Here is a 21,317-nt window from a genome sequence, read left to right as displayed (position 1 = left end):
CTTGTTGTTCAGTTTTCAAAGATCTAAGTTGTTGTTGCTAATTGTTTCAGCAACTTTTAAATCATACCAGACAGCTTTTTCGTTGTCAACTATTTTATAAAAGTTTTTTTGTGATTTCTTACTCACTCAGGAGCTCGAAACCTTGCTGTAACAGCAACTTCGTTAGTTTACCAAGTTGACGTTCAGTTGTCAACATTTTTTTAAATGTTTTTTTCAACTGTTTTTCATCTTGTCTCGTTCGCTAACGGACAAGTAATAATATACCAACAGAACACGCTCTGGTCAACGGTTTTCTGTAATTTTTTTGTGATTTTTTCATTAACGAATAAAGGATTGCAACAGTAGTTTTAACATTCGTTTTTAAACCCTTTTCAAGAGCAAATACGGCGGTTCAGCCTATCGAAATCGGATGTTCTGCTTGGGGCTTTCTTTCCATAATATAAAAAACTGCCGGGCTCTTTATCTGCCCGACAGTTTTTCGTGTATTTTTGTGTTTAACGCATGGTTGGAAACAGCAAGACATCACGAATAGATTGGGCATCCGTCAGCAGCATCACCAAACGATCGATCCCGATCCCTAGTCCCCCTGTTGGCGGCATCCCGTATTCCAACGCTTCTAAGAAATCTTCATCGACACCATGGGCTTCATCATCACCGGCATCCCGTTGACGTTCCTGCTCTTCAAAACGTTCCCGTTGATCAATTGGATCATTCAATTCAGTAAAGGCGTTGGCAAACTCTTTCCCAATAATAAACAATTCAAAGCGATCAGTGAAACGAGGATCTTCTGGATTTTTCTTAGCTAATGGCGAGACTTCTACTGGGTGACCATAGACAAACGTCGGATTAACCAGTGTATCTTCTACAAAGGTTTCAAAAAATTCGTTGATAATCTGCCCCACCTGCATGGAGTCATTGATTTCAACATGGTGTTCTTTTGCCAATACACGGGCTTCTTCCACTGTCATCGGCTGCCAGAAATCGACACCGGTTACGTTTTTGATTCCGTCTACCATATGAAGACGAGCAAAGTCTGCACCTAAATCGATAGTTTGCCCATCGTAATCGATAGCTGCCGTCCCATTGGCTGCGATGGCTGCGTTGCGAATGATACCTTCTGTCAAATCCATGACATCCAGATAATCTGTATAGGCTGTATAGACTTCCAGCATAGTAAATTCCGGGTTGTGGGTCGTATCGATCCCTTCATTACGGAAAACACGACTGATTTCGTAGACTTTCTCCATCCCGCCAACAATCAACCGTTTCAGATGCAATTCCAGTGCGATTCGCAGATATAGTTCCATATCTAAAGCATTGTGATGGGTAGTGAAAGGCCGCGCTGACGCACCACCTGCTTGGTTATGCAGGACTGGCGTTTCCACTTCTAGATAGCCATGACCATCCAAGTAATTACGAATACTGGAAACAATCCGGCTGCGTTTTACAAAGCGGTCGAAACTGTCTTTATTGCTGATGAGATCCAGATAACGTTGACGGTAACGCTGTTCGATATTGCTGAGGCCGTGGTATTTATCCGGCAATGGACGCAGCGCTTTTGAAAGCATAGTGACTTTTTTAGCTTTGATGGAGACTTCTCCCATGTCGGTTTTCATGATTTCCCCTTCAACACCAAGGAAATCACCCAAGTCCGCTTTTTTGAAAATTTCATAGTTTTCTTCGCCGACTTCATCTTTTCGGACATAGATTTGGATTTGGCCTTCGCGATCTTGCAAATGAGCAAAGCCAACCTTCCCTTTGCCGCGTTTTGTCATCATACGGCCAGCAACTGCTGCACTCAGGCCGAGTTCACTGACTTCTTCTTTGGTCAGGTCGTCATATTTCGCATGGAGCTCATGGGAATCCACCGTCCGTTCGAACCGTTTACCGAAAGGATCGATCCCTTCTTCCCGCAGCTTTTCCATCTTCTCCCGACGAACCAACATTTGATCGTTTAATTCTTCTTGTTTGGGCTGGTTTTGTTCTTCAGACACGTGATTTCCTCCTTGATATAGTAGGTGATTGGGGTGCTCGCCGCCGATATTGCGGGAGCCTTGCCTTGAAATACAGCAGCATATTTGCTGTTCGACAGGTTCTTCGACAATTGGTAATCATTTCCTTTTCAATAGCCGCTTACCCGATTTTGCCAAGCAAGCGTGACCGGCTGTCGGTGGCTGTCACCGGCAGCAAACGTATGCTGACGCGGTTTCATTCTTACCTATAATGCCAAGATTCCTACAAAAAAGCAAGCTGAAATTCCTTTTCCAGCTTGCTTTTGCTTCTATTAATATCAGAACGTTGACTTGCAAGCAGCCGCCTTAAGCCCGCGCTTTAGCCAACAGGTTTTCTTCTGCCTGAAGCGCAAACTCATCCAATAGACCTACAACAGTTTCTTGGTCTTCTGCTGCGTTGATTGCGACTTTGACTTTGGCAGCTTTCGGAATGCCCTTTAAATAGTAGGAAGCATGTTGCCGAAATTCTCGAGCAGCAATCAGTTCACCCTTCAGATCCACTAACCGTTGCAGATGGACTTTTGCCGTGGCAATCTTTTCTGTAGGTGTTGGATCCCCAATCAATTCGCCAGTCTCCAGATAGTGTTGGGTACGATGAATAATCCAAGGATTACCCAAAGCTGCCCGACCGATCATCACGCCATCAGCTCCTACTTCATCCAGCATGCGTTTGGCATCTTCCGGGGTCCGTACATCGCCGTTACCCATAAAAGGAATCGTCAAGTGCTGTTTGACTTCTTTCAACACATTCCAGTCGGCTTTTCCTTCATACATCTGAGCCCGCGTACGGCCGTGCATGGCAATTGCACTGGCGCCGGCAGATTCCGCAGCCAGCGCGTTTTCTACTGCAAAAATATGATCAGAATCCCAACCAATACGCATTTTTACTGTGACAGGGATGTCGATTTCAGAGGAAACAGCTTTAACCATTTCATAAATTTTATTAGGGTCTAACAACCATTTAGAGCCGGCATCCGCTTTGATGACTTTAGGTACTGGACAGCCCATGTTGATGTCAATGATGTCAGCCTTGGTGTTATTTTGGACAAACAGTGCCGCCTCCACCAGGCTTTCTTTGGTGCCACCAAAAATTTGAACACTCAATGGATGTTCCCGCTCATCAATGTACAGCATCTCCAGCGTCTTTTTATTACGAAAATGAATCCCCTGGTCACTGATCATCTCACAGACTACCAACCCAGCCCCAAATTCTTTAACTGTCACTCGAAAAGCAGCGTTTGTAATACCCGCCATCGGAGCAACTACTACCCGATTGGGAATCTCAACGTTGCCTATCCGCCAACTTTGTTTACTCATTTGCCAATGCCTCCTGTTTCAATTCAGCCAAATCGGCTTCGGAATACTCGTATTTTTCACCGCAGAAGGTACAAACGGCCTCAGCTCCGTGATCTTCATCGATCATTGCCTGAATCTCATCTGCCCCCAGGGAAATGATGGCTGCGGCAAATTTTTCTTTGGAGCAGTCACACTTGAATTGCACGGGCATCGTTTCCAGGATTGTCAACTCGGTATCCGGCAGCAAGCTTGCCAAAATTTCTTCCGGTGTTTTACCAGCTTCTAATAACGTTGAAATCTGTGGTGTGGCTGCCAAATTAGCCTCGATTTGATCGATAATCGTTTCGTCGGCACCCGGCATAATTTGCAGCATAAAGCCACCAGCAATCTTGATGCTGTCATCTGTATCCACCAACACGCTCAAGCCGACAGCAGAAGGAATCTGTTCACTGATCGCCAGATAATAGGTAAAATCCTCCCCAAGTTCGCCAGAGACAATCGGCGTCTGACCAGAAAATGGTTCCTTCAAGCCCAAATCTTTGATGACCGTGAACATGCCTTGTGTTCCGACTGCTCCTCTGACATCTAATTTACCTTGTTCATTCAATGGCAAACTGATATGAGGATTTTGCATGTAGCCTTTAACATCCCCGTGTCCATTGGCATCTACAACAATAGCTCCAGCCGGGCCGTCCCCTTGAATCTTGATGGTTAATTTGTCGTCACCTTTTACCGTTGCTCCTAAAAGCAGGCCACCGACCAGGGCTCGACCTAGAGCAGCGGAGGCGGTATTCCAAGTATCATGGCGTCTTTGGGCTTCAGCAACGGTTGCCGTCGCTCGTACACCATAGGCTCGAACCACGCCGTCGTAAGCCAAGGCTTTTACTAAATAATCTGTCATCTGTTTATTCTGCTCCTTTTTTGTCGACTCTAGCCGTATATTCAGTTCATACGGCCCTCGCGCCTGTTATTCATTGCTAAATCATACAGTCTGACGGCATTTTTTTCAACTTGACCGGCTTCAAATTTAGGAAAAGTACAACAACTGCTATGCGAATCACCCACAACCGAACCGTTCTGACAACCTAGCTGCCGTCCTGGCACAAATAAAAAAACCGCCTTCTATTAAGAAGACGGCTGTAAGTCACTGGTTTCAAGTTCTCTTTCTTGCGCAGCCGGTGCCTTTTTCAGGGACAACAGCCAAAAAATCAATGCGATCATTTGCGCCACCTCGTTTTCTTTTAACGAACAGGTATCAGAAATTTTTCTGTGGGAAGCCATCACCATTTCTGGGATCAAAGCCATAGTTGTTGTGATTGCCGTGGAAAGGGTGGCCCTCTCTACCGCCAAGCCCTGGGAATCCGTTGTGACGCGGCCCGCGACCACCGCCGAATCCACCGCGCTTGAATTCTTCCATCATTTTGCGGCGAGTATCCTGATCAAAACCGCCTTGCAGTGCTTCTTCCGGCAGCTCTGCTTGCATTGCTTGCGACAGTTTAGCCAAAATCGCCATAAACTGAGCTTGTTCGTCTTCAGTCAACTGATCAAAAATCGTCGTCGGACTTTCCTGCGACAGCCGTTCTGCTTCTGCCTTACCTGTTTCTGTCAATTTCACCACCATCACCCGGCGATCGTTTTCGTCTGGTTCACGAGTAATGAATTCATTTTTTTCCAGCTTGGTGAGAAGCTCTCCCAAAGACTGTGGCCGCATATCCAACAGATAGGTGAGCTCTTTTTGTGTGATTTCCGGTTGAATCTTCAGCAATGCCAAAACTCTTCCTTGGCCGCGATGAGGTGTCCCCCGATTGCCACGATCTTTCCGCTGCCAAACCAGGTAGCGGCGTAAAAGGTTTTCAAACGACATAAATTCTTCAAATAATTGGTTTTCCATACTATTCATCTCCATAAGTGTCGCGGGTTTACCCGCAAAGCTGTGACGGTAAGCTGGTGAGTTGGTAGTAAACTATGCTCATAGATCAACTTCCCAGTTTTCCTGCAACGTTACTAAGGTACCTGACTGAGATAATAATACAGGTACCTGACTAATTAATCAAGTACCTTACCTTTTTATTTTAGAATTTGTTAATCTTTTTTTAGAATTGATGACAATTCTCCTGGCGCCGCCCTCCAAAGCGAGCATTGCCTAACGTGAACTGCAAACAAAAGACAAGTCTCTTCCATTATAAAATCAGTGGAAGGGACTTGTCTTCTCATCGTTAAACATTTCAACTGCTGACAGCTAGTATTAGTGGCCGCTAGTGGCAGCTTCCATCTCTATCTCAATTTCTATGCGTAGTCACCGGTTGTGGCAAGTCGGCTAGGTTCTCACCATTTGAAGCTAACACTTGTCGATACCAGTAATAACTGTCTTTCGGCATCCGTTGCATAGTTCCTTTTCCTTCATCATCCCAATCTACATAGATAAAGCCATATCTTTTTTTCATTTCCGATGTTCCAGAAGACACGATATCAAAGGAGGACCAAGTCGTATATCCCAATAACTCAACCCCATCGACAATTGCTTCTTTCATCTGTTGAATATGTCGGCGCAAATAATCAATCCGATAGTCATCTTGAACTCGGCCGTCTTGGATTCTATCATCGGCTCCCAAACCATTTTCCACGATGAACAGCGGTACACGGTAACGGCTATACATCTCGTTCATAGTATAGCGAAGCCCGATTGGATCAATTTGCCATCCCCAATCGGAGGCTGGCAAATAAGGATTTTTCAACCCTTTTTTCAAGTTTCCTTCGGTCATCTCCAACGCACTCTTATCTGCACTGGAAACTGCAGACATATAGTAACTGAAAGCCAAGTAATCTGCCGGATGAGCTTTTAATGTAGCTTCATCCTCCTGAGTAATCTCTAATTGAATATTATTTTCCCGCCAGAAACGAGGTGCGTAATAAGGATACTCTCCATTTACCAGTGTGTCGGTAAAATAATAATTATCCACTTGTTCGTTACTTTGCGCTTCAATAGCATCTTCTGGACGGCAAGTAGCCGGATAGGTAGTGAACTTCGCCACCATGCACCCCATCATAGCGTCCGGACGAGTTTCGTGAAGTTTTTTGGTTACCAAAGCTGAAGCAACAAATTGATGATGGGCAGCTTGGTAGCAATCCTGCAGATAATTATCCGAAGAGTCCGCCAAAACCCCTGTGCTGTAAAATACATTGAAGCGAGCACCATTGATTTCATTAAAGGCCAGCCAGTACTTCACCTGTGGAGCAAATTCAGCAAACAACACGCTCGCAAAGTGAACATACAAATCAATTAATTTGCGATTTTTCCAGCCACCATAAGTTGTGACCAAGGATGCCGGCAGATCAAAGTGGCTGATTGTCACTAGTGGCTCCATGCCATGCGCTGTGATTTCCGAAATCACTCGGCGATAAAAATCCAATCCGGCAACATTCGGTGTCTCCTCCCAACCATTTGGAAACAGACGACTCCAGGAAATCGAGAAGCGAAATACATTGAACCCCATTTCCGCACATAACGCGATATCTTCTTGATAACGATGATAAAAGTCAACCCCGGTTCGTTTCGGATAATGAGAGTTATCGGTATCTTCAAGAGCTGCCATTAACTTTTGTTCATCCATGAATTTTCGCTGTGCTCGAGAAGCGTGTTTATCGTAACGAGTAGCGACATCAGCCACAGAAAGGCCTCGTCCTTCTATGTCAAAAGCACCTTCTGATTGACTGGCAGCAATAGCGCTCCCCCATAAAAAGTCTTTTGGAAAACTATTTTGATATTCTTTCATTTTATCGACCCCACTTTTTATTTTTTTGATTTAGAAAATCAATCAACAACCGTCAAGACTTTTTCTCCCGGATAGACATTACCAGATTCAAATTCCGGCAAAATGGATAGATAGTCGCCACTGTTGGTCACTACTAGCATAACTGTCGCATCGTAACCGGCAGCTTCAATGGCTTTTTGATCAAAGCGCACCAACATCTGTCCAACACTAACTTTTTGCCCAACTTGACAAAAAGCTTCAAAATGAGTGCCGTTCAATTTCACAGTATCAATTCCTACGTGAATCAGTAACTCCAAGCCGTTTTCACAGGTGATTCCAATTGCGTGATTGGTTTCAAACAGAGCGGTAATAGTCCCATTCACTGGTGATAGAATCTCACCTTTGCTCGGTTGAATCGCGACACCTTCCCCCAACAGCTTTTTAGCAAAAGTCTGGTCACTGACTTCTGCCAGTGCAGTGATTCGTCCGGCCACTGGGCTTAAGACAACCCCAGCTGTCACGTTTGGTTCCAGGGATCCGTTTTTTCCGTCAGTAATTGTGATTCCATCCATTTTAAAGACTGTTTTACCTAATACAATAGTCAAGAGGAAACTGACTGTTAAAGTCACCACCAAACCAATGATGATGCTAGCAGCTCCACCACCCATGAACACCGGAATAGTCAAAATACTGGGCATTGCCGAAGCATACGCCTTACCACCCATTGCCGTCGCAATCATACCGCCAAGGCCACCGCCTAACATTGCTCCAACCATCGCAGCCTTATACTTGGTCAAGACACCGTACAATGCAGGCTCGGTAATTCCCAGAAAAGCGGAAAACGCAGAAGATCCGGCAATTTGTTTTTGTTTTTTGTCTTTCAGCAAAATCCAAGTAGCCAAAGTTGCCATTGCACTAGCCATCGTACTCAAAAAATTAGCCGGCGTGATGGTAGTGTAGCCAAATGTTGCAATCTGCTGGTATTGAATTGGTCGGATAGCATGGTGCATCCCAACAATCACCAACAGTGGACGCGTCGCTCCGATGAAGAAGCCCGCTAACCACGGAGCTGTTGTGATAAGCCACTCAATACCGACAGCGACGTAGTTCCCGCCATAATAACCTAATGGTGCAATCAATGAAAATTGCAATGGTACCATAATCAATAAGGTCAAGACTGGTGTAAAGATGGTCGTCAGCATATCCGGCATTCTTTCTTGAAGAAACCCATAGACATATTTCAAAGCCCAAACGCTCAAAATGATTGGGATAACTGATGAGCTGTAATCAATGTATGGCATCGAAAGAAAACCAAACAATTTTAGTGGTGCCAATCCTTCTTGTGCTCCGCTAATGATGGACGGATACATCAGTGCACCAGCTAACGCTAATGCCATATATTCGTTGGTCTTGAATTTTTTAGCTGCGCTTACTGCTAACAAAAACGGGAAGAAATAAAACATACAATCCCCGGTGATATTCAAGATTGTCGCCAACTGTCCTTCGCTATCGATGATTCCGTAATTGGTAAAGAAAAAGGTCAATCCCTTTAACATCCCACCACCGACAATTGGCGGCAAAGCGGCTACTAAAATACTAGACAGTGTTCCTGTCACATTGGCAAAGATAGATTTTTTAGTAGTGGCCGACTCTTTTGAATCGGGGCTTCCTTCCAAATCCGGATGAGCTTTGAGAAGTGCTCGATAGACTTTACCGACATTTTGTCCGATGATAACCTGATATTGTCCTCCTTGTACTTGAACCCCCAGAACATCTAAAGCTTCGATTGCTTCGGTATTTGCTTTGGTGTCGTCTTTGAGCATAAAACGCAGTCGAGTAATGCAGTGGGTCACAGAATTGATATTGTCTGTACCTCCCACTAATTCGAAGATCTTTTGTGCCAATACATTGTTTTCCATTTTATTTCCTCCATATGTTTTTGTCTTTACTTAACGATCATCTAAAAATATCAATCTTTAACCATTCTTTTCATCAATACTATGAAATCTTTAAGCCCGTTGTAACGCTGCTTTGCGCCTTAGTTGACTTCAGTAGGCTTCGGTTGCTTCAGCCCATTCAAATTCGTCTTTTAAAATCAAAAAACCTGAACGGTTTTCTTTTCCAAAAATATCCGGCCATTTATCATCAGCCAAATTTTTTAAGAAAAGAAAACTGCTCAGGTCTTGCCAGCCGTACTGTAACGAATCCTGTATTAAGCGAGTTGCTCTTTTTTCTCTATCAGATTGCGGATATGCAGAATCAAATACATTTTCTCAAGTTCAGTGGCGACCCATCCCTTCTCTTGTGTCAAATAATCATCAATTGCATCAACACAGCGTTTTTCTTTAGGAAAACGCTGAAAAACCAGTTGAATCAGTTCTGCAGTGTCCGGTTGGGCAGCGCTGTCTTGTGCTTTTTGTCGCATAAGATAATAACGAATATGCGTGATAAAACGATTGTAGTACAACGAATCTTCTTCAAATGAAGTCGCCAGCTGAAATCTGACAAGCCGCAGAATATTATATGTTAGCTCGGTCAATTCTACTGCATCGCGGCTAACGGTCGACTCCAACTGTCCATTGACGAAGTGTAAAGCTATAAAGGCAGCCTCGGATTCGGGAATTACCCGATGCCAAATCTGACTAGCCAATACCACCGCTTGCAATCCCACTTCATATTCTGCAGGATAAAACTTCTTGATCTCCCACTCCAACGGATTACTGAACTCCACGGTATCTTGCCGCTGTTTGACTGAAAACAACAGATGATCCAGCAGTGTGAAAAAGAGATTGGGATTCAACGGTTTTTGCAGACGCTCCTGTCCGTGACGAACAAGGTTTTCCGTCATTTCAATCTCGGCTGCAGTGGCATTTGTCATTAGCGCTGCCATCTGTTCGCCGGTCATCAAATCTTCTCCGTAAAACCGCTTCTCTACTTTCTCCATCAATACGTTGTCACCAGGATGGGTCTGAAAGCCGAGGCCCTTGCCCATCAGAATCATCTGCACGCCGTTTTCTTTTGCCAAAACCACGTTATTATTGATTCGTTTTTCGATGTGCATTTTTTCTCTCCTTTAATCAATCACAAAAATCAAAAAGACCAGAGCAACGCAAAATGAGCCTGTCATTTTCACGCCGTCATGGTCTTGCCAGCCGTACTGTAACGAATCCACAAATTGTAAGCGATAACATTTAATTACAAATTAATTATACGAAGAACAGCTAAGAAGGTCAACAGAAAACCCTTGAATTTTAGCTTAAACAAGTTATTTAATTACGTTTTTTTGTTTTTGATGATTGTTTTATATATAAAAAACATGATAATAAAGCCATTCTCCTTTTATGATGATAGACAACCTGACGTAATTTACCAATAAAAAAGGCGCTAACTCCTACGAGGCACATTCCAGCAAAATAAAACACCTCCTCCTCCCGCAAACAACACGGTAGAAGAAGATGCTTTTTACGAATCCCAACTCTGTTGAACTCTGGTTGCAGGCTCAGATGACATTGCAAAATAGTCGGCAATTGCCGTCAGTCTTTATTGGACACCACTTACAATACTTTGATGGTTACTACTGCGAGCTATTGTCCATTCAGCCTTATATATCAATAATATCGAGCCCAGATTTCTTTATGATTATTTCTATGCAATCTTCCAATATTCCCCTTGATCCTACGCTTTCAAGCATTCCTCCACAAACAGCTGTGTCCCGCAGCTGTTGATGGTGTTGTTGATAAAGACTGAGCGAACGCCACTTAGCAATGCGCTTTTGGCACTGTTGAGCTTTGGTAGCATGCCGCCAGTGACGACTTTTTCTGCCACCAGCTGATCAACTTCAGCTATCGGTACCTTGTCCAACCAGGTACCTTGTTTTTTTATGCCGGGTACGTCAGTTAATAAATACAGCTCTTCTGCTTGCAATGCCGCCGCCACTTTGCAAGCAACTTCATCGGCATTGATATTCAGCCACTGACCGCAAGCCGTGATGCCTAATGGTGCAATCACCGGGATATGGTTTTTGGCCAATAAAACATCCAACAATTCCTGATTTACCTCGGTGACTTTTCCCACATAGCCCAACTCTTCCTCATTGATCAGTTCCCCCAAAATCAACTGATCGCTGCCAGCACTTAAGCCCAATGCATGAAAGCCTTCCGCCAAAAATTTCGTAGTGACTAGCGGCTGTACCTGCCCCAAGAGCACCATTCGCGTGATTTCCAATGTTTCTGCGTCAGTGACCCGCAGACCATTTTTGATTACGACTTCTTGGCCGAGGCGATTCATCATTTCAGAAATATAGTAACCGCCGCCGTGAACGATGACGACTTTTTTTCCCTGCCGCTGCCAGGCTTCGATCTGATCGAAAAACGCCTGATCCAGATTATCAGAGGCGACGCCGCCCATTTTCACCACGATGGTCCCCATAGTATTACCCCTTTTCTTTCAACTTCCACTTCAACCAGCTGAACCACAACTGCTTGTCATTACGTGTGATACAACGCATTGATTTTGACGTAGTCGTAAGTCAGATCACATCCCCATGCGGTACCGGCGCCGCTGCCGTCTTTCAGTCCTACAGCAATAAAAATCTCCGGGCGTGCCAGCGTTTCTGCCATCAACTTTTCATCGAAGGCTTGTGGCATCCCCTGGTCATAAACGATTGTTTCACCGATTTTGATGGACAATCCCGACAGCTCCATCTGTGCATTGCTATAACCTATCGCACAAAGAATCCGCCCCCAGTTGGGATCTTTGCCAAAGATAGCTGTTTTCACTAATGGTGAACCCACCACACTCTTACTAATCATCCGTGCGTTTAGGCTGTCTTTGGCACCGCTAGTGGTCACCTGAATCAGTTTCGTCGCCCCTTCACCATCTTTAGCGATTGCTTTGGCCAAATCTGTCATAACTGCCGCCAACATTGCTTTGAACTGGTCATATGCTGGCGTAGCTGCTGCCAACGGTGGATTTTCTGCCAGTCCATTCGCTAATACTAACACCATGTCATTGGTGGAGGTATCTCCGTCCACTGTAATTTGGTTAAACGTGGTCTCTGTCAATTCTGCTAACAGCTGCTGCAAAACCGTTGCTGTAATCTGAGCATCGGTGGTAATAAAACCCAGCATCGTGGCCATATTGGGATGGATCATGCCCGAACCTTTGCTGCAACCAGCTACCGTCACTGTTTTGCCAGCGATTTCTCCTTGATAAACACTGACTTTTTCACAGGTATCCGTGGTCAAAATCGCTTGTTGGAAGCTTTGGGCATCACCAGCTTTTTGCAACTGATTAATGCCTGTCGTCACGGTTTCCATCGGTAGCGCTTGTCCGATAATTCCGGTAGAGGCCACCGCCACCAATGATGCATCAATTCCCAAAGCCTCAGCCGCAAGCTCCGTCATCGCTTTGGCGTCTTTCATCCCCTGGGGGCCGGTGCAAGCATTGGCATTGCCGGAGTTGACAATAATCGCCTGCAGCTGACCGTCAGATAAAGCCGCTTTCGTATAATAGACAGGTGCAGCTTTGATTTGATTGGTGGTGAAGACACCGGCAGCCTGCGCCGGCACTTCGGAATACAGCCAGCCGATATCTTTCTTCTTCTTTTTCAAACCACAGTGGCTGCCGTCAGCGTGAAATCCTTTAGGTGCTGCGATAGTCCCGTTGATTTTTTGCATTGGCGAACACCTCCTTCTAGAATTGCCGAAAGTTCGTCGGCTGTTTATAATGCGGGTTGCTTTATGGATAAATCGGCACTGACTGAAGTCCGGCTGTTTCCTCAATACCCGCCCAGCGATTGTAATTTTGAACTGCTTGCCCGCTGGCTCCTTTCATCAAATTATCGATGACTCCTACCAGTGTCACGATGCCTGTGCCTTCATTTAAGCCCAATCCGATATCACAGAAATTCGTACCAGTTACTTGTCGCAGTTGTGGCAGAGTTCCTCGGGGCTGGATACGAACAAAGGGTTGCTGAGCATAAGTTTTTTGATAAGCCGTCAGCAGATCAACTTCCGTCACTCCAGAAAAGACTTTGGCGTAGGCACTCATAAAAATGCCTCGTTTCACCGGAATCAAGCCGGTAGTGAAATGAATATTCTTAATTGTCTCATCCCAAATTTGCAGCTGCTGCAAGATTTCAGGAATATGCTGGTGTCGATTCAATTTGTACATACTCATATTCTCAGCCACATTGACAAAATGACTGCTTTCACTCAGATTCTTGCCGGCACCAGACAGGCCCGATTTTCCTTCCAGAATGAACGTCGTCGGATCCACCAACTTATGGATGACCAGTGGTGCAATAGTCAGTAGCGCAGCCGTCGCATAACAGCCGGGATTTGAAATCAGATTCGAGGCTTTGTTGGTCATGAATTCCGGCAATGCATAAGTCGCTTGGTCCAACATTGTTTGGGGAGCGGCCTCTTTTTGATACCATGCTTCATAAAGTGAAGCCTCTTTCAACCGCAGATCCCCCGACAAGTCGATGACCGGAAACCCCCGCTCGACAAATACCTGGCCCAACTCCTTACAAACTCCCGCCGGTGTAGCAAAGAAAACCAAATCATTTTCCTTCATGATGAGCTCCGAATCAAAGGGCAGGATTGGCATCGTAAGTAAATGCCCTAAGTGCGGATATTCCGTTTCAATTGTATGTTTATGCAATGAAGAACCATGGAGTGTCCCGATAGACAACGAGGGGTGTCCTTGGATGATCCGCAGTAATTCTATTCCGGTATATCCTGTTACACCAACGATTGCCGCTTTCATGATCACTACCTGCTTTCTTTGAATTACTTCAAATTATAAGACTTGCTGATTTTTCTGTCAATGATTAATTATTATTTTTATCGCATTTTATGAATGATTTATGCTAAATTCAGCTGAATAAATGTATAAAAATCAGAATTTAGTTGGACCCCCCTTGTCTAGCCTCCGTTTCCTGCCTGCGAATACGGTCTAAAGAATCCCAGCGCGCAAGCTTAATTTTCACAGTTATCTCTTCAAAACATCAATAAAGCGCGCCTTTTTTCTGCAAGATTACCAATCAAACAGATAAAAGACGCGCTAGTTTGTTTTAGTCACTTATTTTCCAATACTTCCCGCAACAAGTACAATGCTTGCTGGATTTCAACTTGACTGACCGTTAATGCCGGCAGAAGTCGCAACACATTTTGTCCGGCTCGCAAGGTTAGCAGACCTTTTGCTTCCAGTGCGGCGCTGACTTCTGTGAGCACTTCCGGGGAAATCAGCTGAATTCCCACCATCAATCCCAGCCCCCGCACTGCAACAATCTTATCGGAGGTGATCGCCGCAAGCCCGGCAAACAGTTCTTCGCTTCGTTCATTGACCGTCTCAAAAAAGCCCGGTGCTTTCATCGTGGTGATTACTGCTTTGGCAGCAGCCATCGCCAACTTATTGCCACCAAACGTCGATCCGTGAGTCCCAGCTCCGAAAGCTTGAGCTAATTTTTGCTTGCCCAGCATTGCTCCCACCGGAATGCCGTTGCCCAGTCCCTTAGCCAAAGTAAAGATGTCTGGCTGAATGTCGAACTGTTGAAAGGCAAAGAGCGTCCCCGTCCGCCCCATTCCCGTTTGCACTTCATCAACCATCAGGAGCGCGCCGGTTTCGCTGCATTTTTTTGCCAGTGCGTGGAGCCATTTTTTTTCAGCGGGGACAACACCCCCTTCTCCTTGAATCAACTCCACCAAAACCGCTGCTGTTTGCGGATCAATCAGCGTATCGATGCTGGTCTGGTCATTGTAAATTCCATAATGAAAATCAGGAACCAAAGGCTGGAAACCAGCATGGATGCTGTCTTGACCAGTTGCAGACATCGCGCCATAGGTCCGTCCATGAAACGATTGCTGGAAGGTGACGATTTTACTTTTGCCGGTGTATTTTCGGGCCAACTTGATCGCCGCTTCGTTAGCCTCGGCACCACTATTACAAAAATAACCGACATAATCCATCTCACCAGCTAAATCGGCAGCTACTTCTTCTTGCAGGTGGTTTTCGTAGAGATTGGGCATGTGCCACAACTGTGCTGCCTGTTGGGCCAATGCGGTTTCAACTGCCGGATAATGATGTCCCAAGTTCACCACCCCGATTCCACTGGTGAAATCAAGATACGCTTTACCGCTTTGATCTTCGACTGTCAATCCTGTGCCTTTGACAATTTCAAAAGGCTTGCGGGCATAATTCGGAAATAGATGGCTCATCTCTATTCACACTCCTTTATTATATGTATTAATATACATTATATAGCAACAAACAGCAAACTTTATTCGTAAATCCACTGATAATATACATGTACAACCATTCTCTTGCGATTCAAAATAAAAAGTGCAAAGACTGTTTTACCAGCCTTTGCACCACGAAGCATAGCTATTTGAGCTTGCTTTTTCTTTATTCAGTTGCTGCTGTTTTCTCTGGTACAAGTAATCCGTCTTCCATACGCAAGATTCGGTCACTCCATTGGATCATACGAGGATCGTGAGTGACCATGATGGTGGCTTTTTGCTTTTCATGGGCTTCTTTCACCAACAATTTCACTACATCATAGGCATGGTCCGTATCTAAAGCGGCTGTCGGTTCATCCGCCAGAATCAGACTGGGATCATTGTACAATGCCCGACCAATCGCCACTCGTTGCCGTTCGCCACCGGAAAGATCTCGTGGGTATTTATCTTTAAGGTCTAAAATATCCAGCGACGTCAAAAGTTCAGTGACTCGTTCCTTATTCAAAGGTGTTTTTTTCACTTTATCTACCAGGTAAAACTGCTCTTTGATTTTCAAGTACGGAATCAAATTTGAACTTTGCAGGATAAAGCCAATTTCTTTAAAGCGCAATTTGCTGCGTTCTTTTTCCGACAGGTTGGTGAAATCGTGTCCGTTGATCAAGATTTTGCCTGAAGTTGGGTTTTGCAGCCCGCCTGCGATGGTTAAGAAGGTACTTTTACCGGAACCCGAGGGCCCAATAATAGAAACGAATTCTCCTGGGGCCACTGCAAAATCAATGCCTTTCAGTGCTGTGACTTCGGTATGGCCGGAGCCGAAAACTTTTTTGATTTGTTGCATATCCAATGCGTTTGTCATAATACTCACCCTCCGATTGCTGTGATTGGATCGACTTTAGTGACTGTTCGAATAGAGAAGACGCCTCCCAGAACTGCCACCGCCAACAAGATCAGGCTATAAACCAACCATTGGAGCGGCAACACTTGAAATGGCATCGCTGCCGGTAAGATCAGACTGGTCAAAAAGGCCAAAATCGCAGCAGCGGCTACCCCCATAATCCCCACCATAAAGGATTGGGCGACAATGGATTTCGCAATGAAGCCATTGGAGATTCCCTGTGCTTTCATAACACCGAAGATTGGTGCCTTTTGCATCGTGATGACATACATGAAAATCCCTACTACTGCGGCTACAATCACAAACAGGAAGTAGATCATACCGTTCAATGTCAGATTCTGAGCTGAGTATCCCGGCAAAGCTTCGATGAAATCGGCAGTTTTAATCGCCTGCAGATCTTCAGCATTTTTATCGCTATTATCAAGAACAGCTTTCGCCTGTTTAACAACGATGGCGTTGATTGGTTTGCTGTCGTCATCAGAGAAAGGCTGGCTGCCGTACTTCAGATTCGTGAAGGTATCCAAAGACGTATAAACTACCGGTGAAACCAAATAGTAGGTTACTGGGAAGATACCCACAATGGTCAGCTTTTCGTCGTACTTGCCGATCGTTACCTTATCACCGACTTTGTAGCCTTCATCCGCCAAATTTTGAGAGATGATAATTTCATTTTTGGCGGCGAAATTTTTACCCTCTGTAACTTTTGGCAGCAAGAAAGCATCCTTTTCTGTTCCAAAAACAGTTACATCATTTTTAGTGTTACTGCCGTCATCTTTTTTCACTGCCCCATTAAAAACACCGATGGCAGCTTTGTCGCCAGCTGTAACCCGACTGACATCGCCACGAGTCAATTGCGAGGCATTCAAACTTTTATTGGCATCTTCCGCCAAAATTACAGTCTCGCCGTTCCAATCAGTAATGGCCTGTTCAAATTCGTGGGCCAATCCCGAAGCCAAACCTGATAACAAGAACACCACGTAAGAAACCAGTAGCATAATTCCGATAATCAAGCTGTAACGCAGTTTGGCATAACGCATTTCTTTCTTTGCTAAAAACATCGTCATTCACTTCCTCAATAGATTGCGAAAAAAATTTCTTGAAATTTTCAATTCAAGTTCCGCTTACGAAAAGAAGTATATACGCAAGGTGACACTTTGTCACCTTATTTGCTCGCAAAACGATGATTTTTTCAAAGCCCTGCTCTCATTAACGAGATCATCAGTTAAAAGGACCAACAATCAGCAGTTTTCAAGCGGAAGAAAGCAACTTATCTGATCTGGTTAAAAGTCTCCGGCTGTGAAAACTTGTGACTCTCGCCAGCTTATTCGCTGAAAGAGACCTCCCATTCTTGATTCAAGGAGAAAAAACGAACGACGCTGCCCACACTTGATAAAATTAAGGATAGTGATTATTTGAAAAGACGGCAATTTTCCAATAGCTTTGATGGAAAACCGCCGTCTTTTACTTATGACCCACTTTTAAAGGCAGTAACGGAAGGATCGTTACAAATTTATTCTTATTTTTTAGACCTGCTTATTGCGCTTTTTTACGCACCAGCTGATCCACCAAACGTTGCTCTCGTCGGCGACTAACACGATAACGAGCATGAAGCATCCCGATGGCAATAATCAGCAAATCCACACCTAGCTGACCCCACAGCGGTACTTTAAAGGGTAAGATTGCCGCCAACTCTGCCGTAGCTGCGATTCCATTCAAAAGCCCGGCAATCGCAATATAAAACCAACCAGTCGTTTTATTGAAGAAATGAAACAGTGCCCGTACATCTTCTTCATCACTGAAATTATCTTTGAGTACCTTGATTCCTCGCTGCTTTTCCTTCGAGATTTTCAGCGGTGGAAGCAGCCACCACCAAGGAGAGACCTGGGGATATTTCTCACGTCCCGCCGAAAACTTTTGCAACACTCTTTTTTGCTCCGACAGTTCTTCAACTCCTTGATACAAGGGAAAAACATACAACATCCAGATTCCGATAAACGTCAGCACTACATAAATATTTGCTTCCATAGTCTTCACCTACTTTCTTCTTCAAGAATGCCGTTTTCTTAAAAATTTCGCAACTAAGCACCCTTCATTCTGTCACTGGTACATTTAATTTTCTCCTCTGATACGGCAAAAAATTGGCTCTTCAGCAACCCTGTTTAACAAGATGCCACAAAAAAAACGACCCACCAACCATGACAGTTGGCAGATCGTTTCTTTATAATCAGAATTTGTTTTCATCGTCGATATCTTTTTGTTCTTGGTCGATATCAGATTTGACATCTTTGATCTCTTCGTCAGCATTCAGACGAGCTTCATCAGATTCAGCTTTGAAATAATCTTTGGCTTCATCAAAATCTTTCTTTTCTTCTGCTTGTTTGGCAGCGTCCTTTTCTTCCAACGCACGTTTGGCTTCTTCAAAGGTTTGCGCCTTTTCACTCGGGTATTCGTCTTTTTCTGATCCTTCAGGCATTTGACCGGTTTCAAACAAAGACTTGATTGCTTTGGCATCCAGTGTTTCAAATTCCAACAGTTTTTCTGCAATCAGTTTATGTTGTGCCCGGTGAGTTTCGATGATTTCACGAGCTTTTGCATGCGCGGCATTCAAGATATTACGCACTTCTTGGTCAATCTCAAAAGCAATTTGTTCAGAATAAGCTTTGGTTTGGCCATAGTCCCGACCGATAAAGACTTGGTGATTGCCTTCATATTGCACCGGTCCAAGTTTTTCACTCATCCCGTATTCTGTTACCATGCTGCGGGCCAAAGCAGTCGCTTGCTCGAAGTCATTGGAAGCTCCGGTAGATTGGACATTGAAGATGATTTCTTCGGCTGTCCGACCACCTAAAAGACCTACGATTTGTTCGAACATGTCGTCTTTGGTCATCAGCATCTGGTCTTCTTTTGGCAATGCAATCATATAACCACCGGCGCGGCCACGAGGAATAATCGTTACTTTGTGGACTACACGCGCCCGACTCAATACCAAACCGACGATTGTATGGCCGGCTTCGTGATAAGCCACCATTTCCCGTTCCCGTTTGGAAATGACGCGGTCTTTTTTAGCTGGGCCAGCGATGACCCGATCTTCTGCTTCATCGATATCAGAGGCATCGATTTTCTTCTTGTTACGACGAGCAGCAACCAAGGCTGCTTCGTTTAAGACGTTTTCCAAATCAGCACCAGCAAAACCTGGTGTTTGTTGGGCAACGACTTTCAAATCAACATCTTCTGCCAATGGCTTGTTGCGGGCATGCACTTTCAAGATTGCTTCCCGACCTTTGACATCTGGACGACCTACCAAAATCTGACGGTCAAAACGTCCCGGACGCAACAGCGCTGGATCCAAGACATCGGAACGGTTGGTTGCAGCGATGACGATTACGCCTTCGTTGCCGTCAAATCCGTCCATCTCAACCAGCAATTGGTTCAGCGTTTGTTCCCGTTCATCGTGGCCACCGCCCATGCCGGCACCACGTTGACGACCAACCGCATCGATTTCATCGATGAAGATGATAGCAGGCGCATTTTTCTTAGCTGTTTCAAACAAGTCACGCACACGGCTGGCACCGACCCCGACGAACATTTCCACGAAGTCCGAACCGGAGATAGAGTAAAATGGCACGCCAGCTTCACCGGCAACTGCTTTAGCCAATAATGTTTTACCAGTTCCCGGAGGTCCTTCCAGCAAAACACCGGCAGGAATGCGGGCACCCAGTTCAACGAAACGCCGCGGGTCTTTCAGAAATTCCACGACTTCCACCAGTTCTTGTTTTTCTTCTTCTGCACCGGCAACGTCAGAGAAACGTACTCGGTTAGCTTTCTTGTCGGCTTCTTTGGCTTTGGACTTGCCGAAGTTCATCACTCGGCCGCCACCACCGCCACCGCCACCTTGTTGCCCCATCATCATATAGAATAAGAAGATGAAGATTACCAATGGCAAGAAGCTTACCAACAGGCTCAGCCACATGCCACTGTTGGATTGCTCTTTGATCACTGTCTTAACATTGCTATCAGCAGCTAAATCAGTGACTTCCTTTAATGTGCTGTCATTTGGCAGGATAATAGTGGAGAAATTAGTGGTCTCTGCTGCCGTACTGCCCAACACACTGAGGCCATTGTTATTAGCTACTTCTTGTTTTTCCTTGTAATGACCGGTGATTTTGTAAGCACCGTTCACTGGCTGCACAGAAAAGTCTTTGATTTTTCCGTCTGCCAGCTGTTCTTTAAAGGTGGAGTACTCGATATCCGGCGATTGTTGACCGCCATTTCCCAAAAGGAAATAGACGATGGTGAACATCGCCAACAGCACGAGTACATAATACAAGGTATTTTTTAGAATACCGTTATTTTTCTTGTTCATGCTCGTCCTCCTCGGCTGAATTTTTTACGCTGAAAAACGTGCCTGCGTCCTCCAGCTATTTCTTAAATTGTCTTATCAATCCTGACCATTTTATTGTATCATAACTCCCAATAATTCTGTCACTAAATCGACCTTCATCCCATTAGCCGAAGCTTTTTTGACGACAAATGGGATTTTTTTGCCTTATTCAGCGGATTGATAGACAGCAGGCTTCAGTACACCTACATACGGCAGGTTTCTGTATTGTTCTGCATAGTCTAAACCATAACCCACGACAAATTCGTTTGGTACATCAAAGCCGATATAGTCAGCTTCGATTGGCACCACACGGCCTTCCGGTTTGTCTAACAGTGTCACGATTTTGACAGATTTGGCTTTACGGTATTTGAACAGATCTACCAGATACGCCAATGTTCGCCCCGAGTCGATGATGTCTTCTACAATCAACAAGTCGCGACCTTCCACGTTAGTATCCAAATCTTTCAAAATCCGTACCTCGCCAGAAGAAACCGTTGCGTTCCCATAACTGGAAACGTCCATAAAATCAAGTTCCAAATAACAATCCATTTCGCGACAGATATCGGCCATAAAGTGAATCGAGCCTTTCAATACGCCGATCACCAAAGGATTTTTGTCCTTGTATTCTTCAGTTAATTGTTTTCCTAATTCCTCGCAGCGCGCATTGATTTCCTCACGTGTCACAAGGACTTTTTCGATGTCTTTTTCCAGCATCCGTATGTGCTCCCTCCAGCAGTT

At 44.9% G+C, this 21,317-nt stretch carries 16 protein-coding genes; all 16 read right to left on the bottom strand.

Features of this window, described 5'->3' with window-relative positions:
- Positions 1–494: 494 nt before the first annotated feature.
- Positions 495–1,994, bottom strand: coding sequence for a lysine--tRNA ligase (gene lysS / locus BAU14_RS02300; protein ID WP_161898467.1), 1,500 nt, complete (start codon positions 1,992–1,994; stop codon positions 495–497).
- A 324-nt stretch (positions 1,995–2,318) separates the two neighbouring features.
- Complete coding sequence (dusB, locus tag BAU14_RS02295) at positions 2,319–3,329, bottom strand: tRNA dihydrouridine synthase DusB (protein ID WP_161898466.1); 1,011 nt, start codon at positions 3,327–3,329, stop codon at positions 2,319–2,321.
- Positions 3,322–4,209, bottom strand: coding sequence for an Hsp33 family molecular chaperone HslO (gene hslO / locus BAU14_RS02290; protein WP_161898465.1), 888 nt, complete (start codon positions 4,207–4,209; stop codon positions 3,322–3,324). The genes dusB and hslO overlap by 8 nt, the downstream gene beginning before the upstream one ends.
- A 354-nt stretch (positions 4,210–4,563) precedes the next feature.
- A complete protein-coding gene (locus BAU14_RS02285; RefSeq protein ID WP_161898464.1) occupies positions 4,564–5,199 on the bottom strand; it encodes a MarR family winged helix-turn-helix transcriptional regulator in 636 nt (211 codons plus the stop codon).
- A 388-nt stretch (positions 5,200–5,587) separates the two neighbouring features.
- Entirely contained in the window at positions 5,588–7,081 is a 1,494-nt protein-coding gene (locus BAU14_RS02280) for a glycoside hydrolase family 1 protein (RefSeq protein ID WP_161898463.1), read from the bottom strand.
- A 38-nt stretch (positions 7,082–7,119) separates the two neighbouring features.
- Positions 7,120–8,979, bottom strand: coding sequence for a glucose PTS transporter subunit IIA (locus tag BAU14_RS02275; RefSeq protein ID WP_161898462.1), 1,860 nt, complete (start codon positions 8,977–8,979; stop codon positions 7,120–7,122).
- 293 nt (positions 8,980–9,272) lie between these two features.
- Complete coding sequence (locus BAU14_RS02270) at positions 9,273–10,121, bottom strand: PRD domain-containing protein (RefSeq protein WP_161898461.1); 849 nt, start codon at positions 10,119–10,121, stop codon at positions 9,273–9,275.
- A gap of 614 nt (positions 10,122–10,735) precedes the next feature.
- Entirely contained in the window at positions 10,736–11,488 is a 753-nt protein-coding gene (argB, locus tag BAU14_RS02265) for an acetylglutamate kinase (protein WP_161898460.1), read from the bottom strand.
- Between the two features lie 59 nt (positions 11,489–11,547).
- Positions 11,548–12,738, bottom strand: coding sequence for a bifunctional glutamate N-acetyltransferase/amino-acid acetyltransferase ArgJ (gene argJ, locus BAU14_RS02260; protein ID WP_161898459.1), 1,191 nt, complete (start codon positions 12,736–12,738; stop codon positions 11,548–11,550).
- A 61-nt stretch (positions 12,739–12,799) separates the two neighbouring features.
- Positions 12,800–13,831, bottom strand: coding sequence for an N-acetyl-gamma-glutamyl-phosphate reductase (gene argC, locus BAU14_RS02255; protein WP_161898458.1), 1,032 nt, complete (start codon positions 13,829–13,831; stop codon positions 12,800–12,802).
- Between the two features lie 311 nt (positions 13,832–14,142).
- Positions 14,143–15,282, bottom strand: coding sequence for an acetylornithine transaminase (locus tag BAU14_RS02250; RefSeq protein WP_161898457.1), 1,140 nt, complete (start codon positions 15,280–15,282; stop codon positions 14,143–14,145).
- 187 nt (positions 15,283–15,469) lie between these two features.
- Positions 15,470–16,159: an ABC transporter ATP-binding protein gene (locus BAU14_RS02245; protein ID WP_161898456.1), complete on the bottom strand. Its 690-nt coding sequence runs from the start codon at positions 16,157–16,159 to the stop codon at positions 15,470–15,472.
- Positions 16,160–16,164: 5 nt separating this feature from the next.
- Entirely contained in the window at positions 16,165–17,256 is a 1,092-nt protein-coding gene (locus BAU14_RS02240) for an ABC transporter permease (RefSeq protein ID WP_161898455.1), read from the bottom strand.
- 475 nt (positions 17,257–17,731) lie between these two features.
- Positions 17,732–18,223, bottom strand: a complete 492-nt coding sequence (locus BAU14_RS02235; protein WP_161898454.1) for a hypothetical protein — start codon at positions 18,221–18,223, stop codon at positions 17,732–17,734.
- Positions 18,224–18,422: 199 nt separating this feature from the next.
- Positions 18,423–20,561 (bottom strand): ATP-dependent zinc metalloprotease FtsH, encoded by a 2,139-nt coding sequence (gene ftsH, locus BAU14_RS02230; protein ID WP_161898453.1) that lies wholly within the window; start codon positions 20,559–20,561, stop codon positions 18,423–18,425.
- Between the two features lie 183 nt (positions 20,562–20,744).
- Positions 20,745–21,293: a hypoxanthine phosphoribosyltransferase gene (gene hpt, locus BAU14_RS02225; protein WP_161898452.1), complete on the bottom strand. Its 549-nt coding sequence runs from the start codon at positions 21,291–21,293 to the stop codon at positions 20,745–20,747.
- Between the last annotated feature and the right edge of the window lie 24 nt (positions 21,294–21,317).

Origin of the sequence: Candidatus Enterococcus leclercqii (genome assembly GCF_009933135.1) — a bacterium.
Classification (GTDB): domain Bacteria; phylum Bacillota; class Bacilli; order Lactobacillales; family Enterococcaceae; genus Enterococcus_C; species Enterococcus_C leclercqii.
Note: the sequence above shows the minus strand (reverse complement) of the source record. Positions and strands in the feature narration are given on the sequence as shown.

Excerpts from the sequence above, each read along its gene's own strand:
- argB (WP_161898460.1), bottom strand. The coding sequence starts at position 11,488 with ATGGGGACCATCGTGGTGAAAATGGGCGGCGTCGCCTCTGATAATCTG.
- dusB (WP_161898466.1), bottom strand. The coding sequence starts at position 3,329 with ATGAGTAAACAAAGTTGGCGGATAGGCAACGTTGAGATTCCCAATCGG.
- BAU14_RS02270 (WP_161898461.1), bottom strand. The coding sequence starts at position 10,121 with ATGCACATCGAAAAACGAATCAATAATAACGTGGTTTTGGCAAAAGAA.
- BAU14_RS02245 (WP_161898456.1), bottom strand. The coding sequence starts at position 16,159 with ATGACAAACGCATTGGATATGCAACAAATCAAAAAAGTTTTCGGCTCC.
- BAU14_RS02285 (WP_161898464.1), bottom strand. The coding sequence starts at position 5,199 with ATGGAAAACCAATTATTTGAAGAATTTATGTCGTTTGAAAACCTTTTA.
- hslO (WP_161898465.1), bottom strand. The coding sequence starts at position 4,209 with ATGACAGATTATTTAGTAAAAGCCTTGGCTTACGACGGCGTGGTTCGA.
- BAU14_RS02275 (WP_161898462.1), bottom strand. The coding sequence starts at position 8,979 with ATGGAAAACAATGTATTGGCACAAAAGATCTTCGAATTAGTGGGAGGT.
- BAU14_RS02240 (WP_161898455.1), bottom strand. The coding sequence starts at position 17,256 with ATGTTTTTAGCAAAGAAAGAAATGCGTTATGCCAAACTGCGTTACAGC.
- argJ (WP_161898459.1), bottom strand. The coding sequence starts at position 12,738 with ATGCAAAAAATCAACGGGACTATCGCAGCACCTAAAGGATTTCACGCT.
- BAU14_RS02280 (WP_161898463.1), bottom strand. The coding sequence starts at position 7,081 with ATGAAAGAATATCAAAATAGTTTTCCAAAAGACTTTTTATGGGGGAGC.
- BAU14_RS02235 (WP_161898454.1), bottom strand. The coding sequence starts at position 18,223 with ATGGAAGCAAATATTTATGTAGTGCTGACGTTTATCGGAATCTGGATG.
- argC (WP_161898458.1), bottom strand. The coding sequence starts at position 13,831 with ATGAAAGCGGCAATCGTTGGTGTAACAGGATATACCGGAATAGAATTA.
- hpt (WP_161898452.1), bottom strand. The coding sequence starts at position 21,293 with ATGCTGGAAAAAGACATCGAAAAAGTCCTTGTGACACGTGAGGAAATC.
- BAU14_RS02250 (WP_161898457.1), bottom strand. The coding sequence starts at position 15,282 with ATGAGCCATCTATTTCCGAATTATGCCCGCAAGCCTTTTGAAATTGTC.
- ftsH (WP_161898453.1), bottom strand. The coding sequence starts at position 20,561 with ATGAACAAGAAAAATAACGGTATTCTAAAAAATACCTTGTATTATGTA.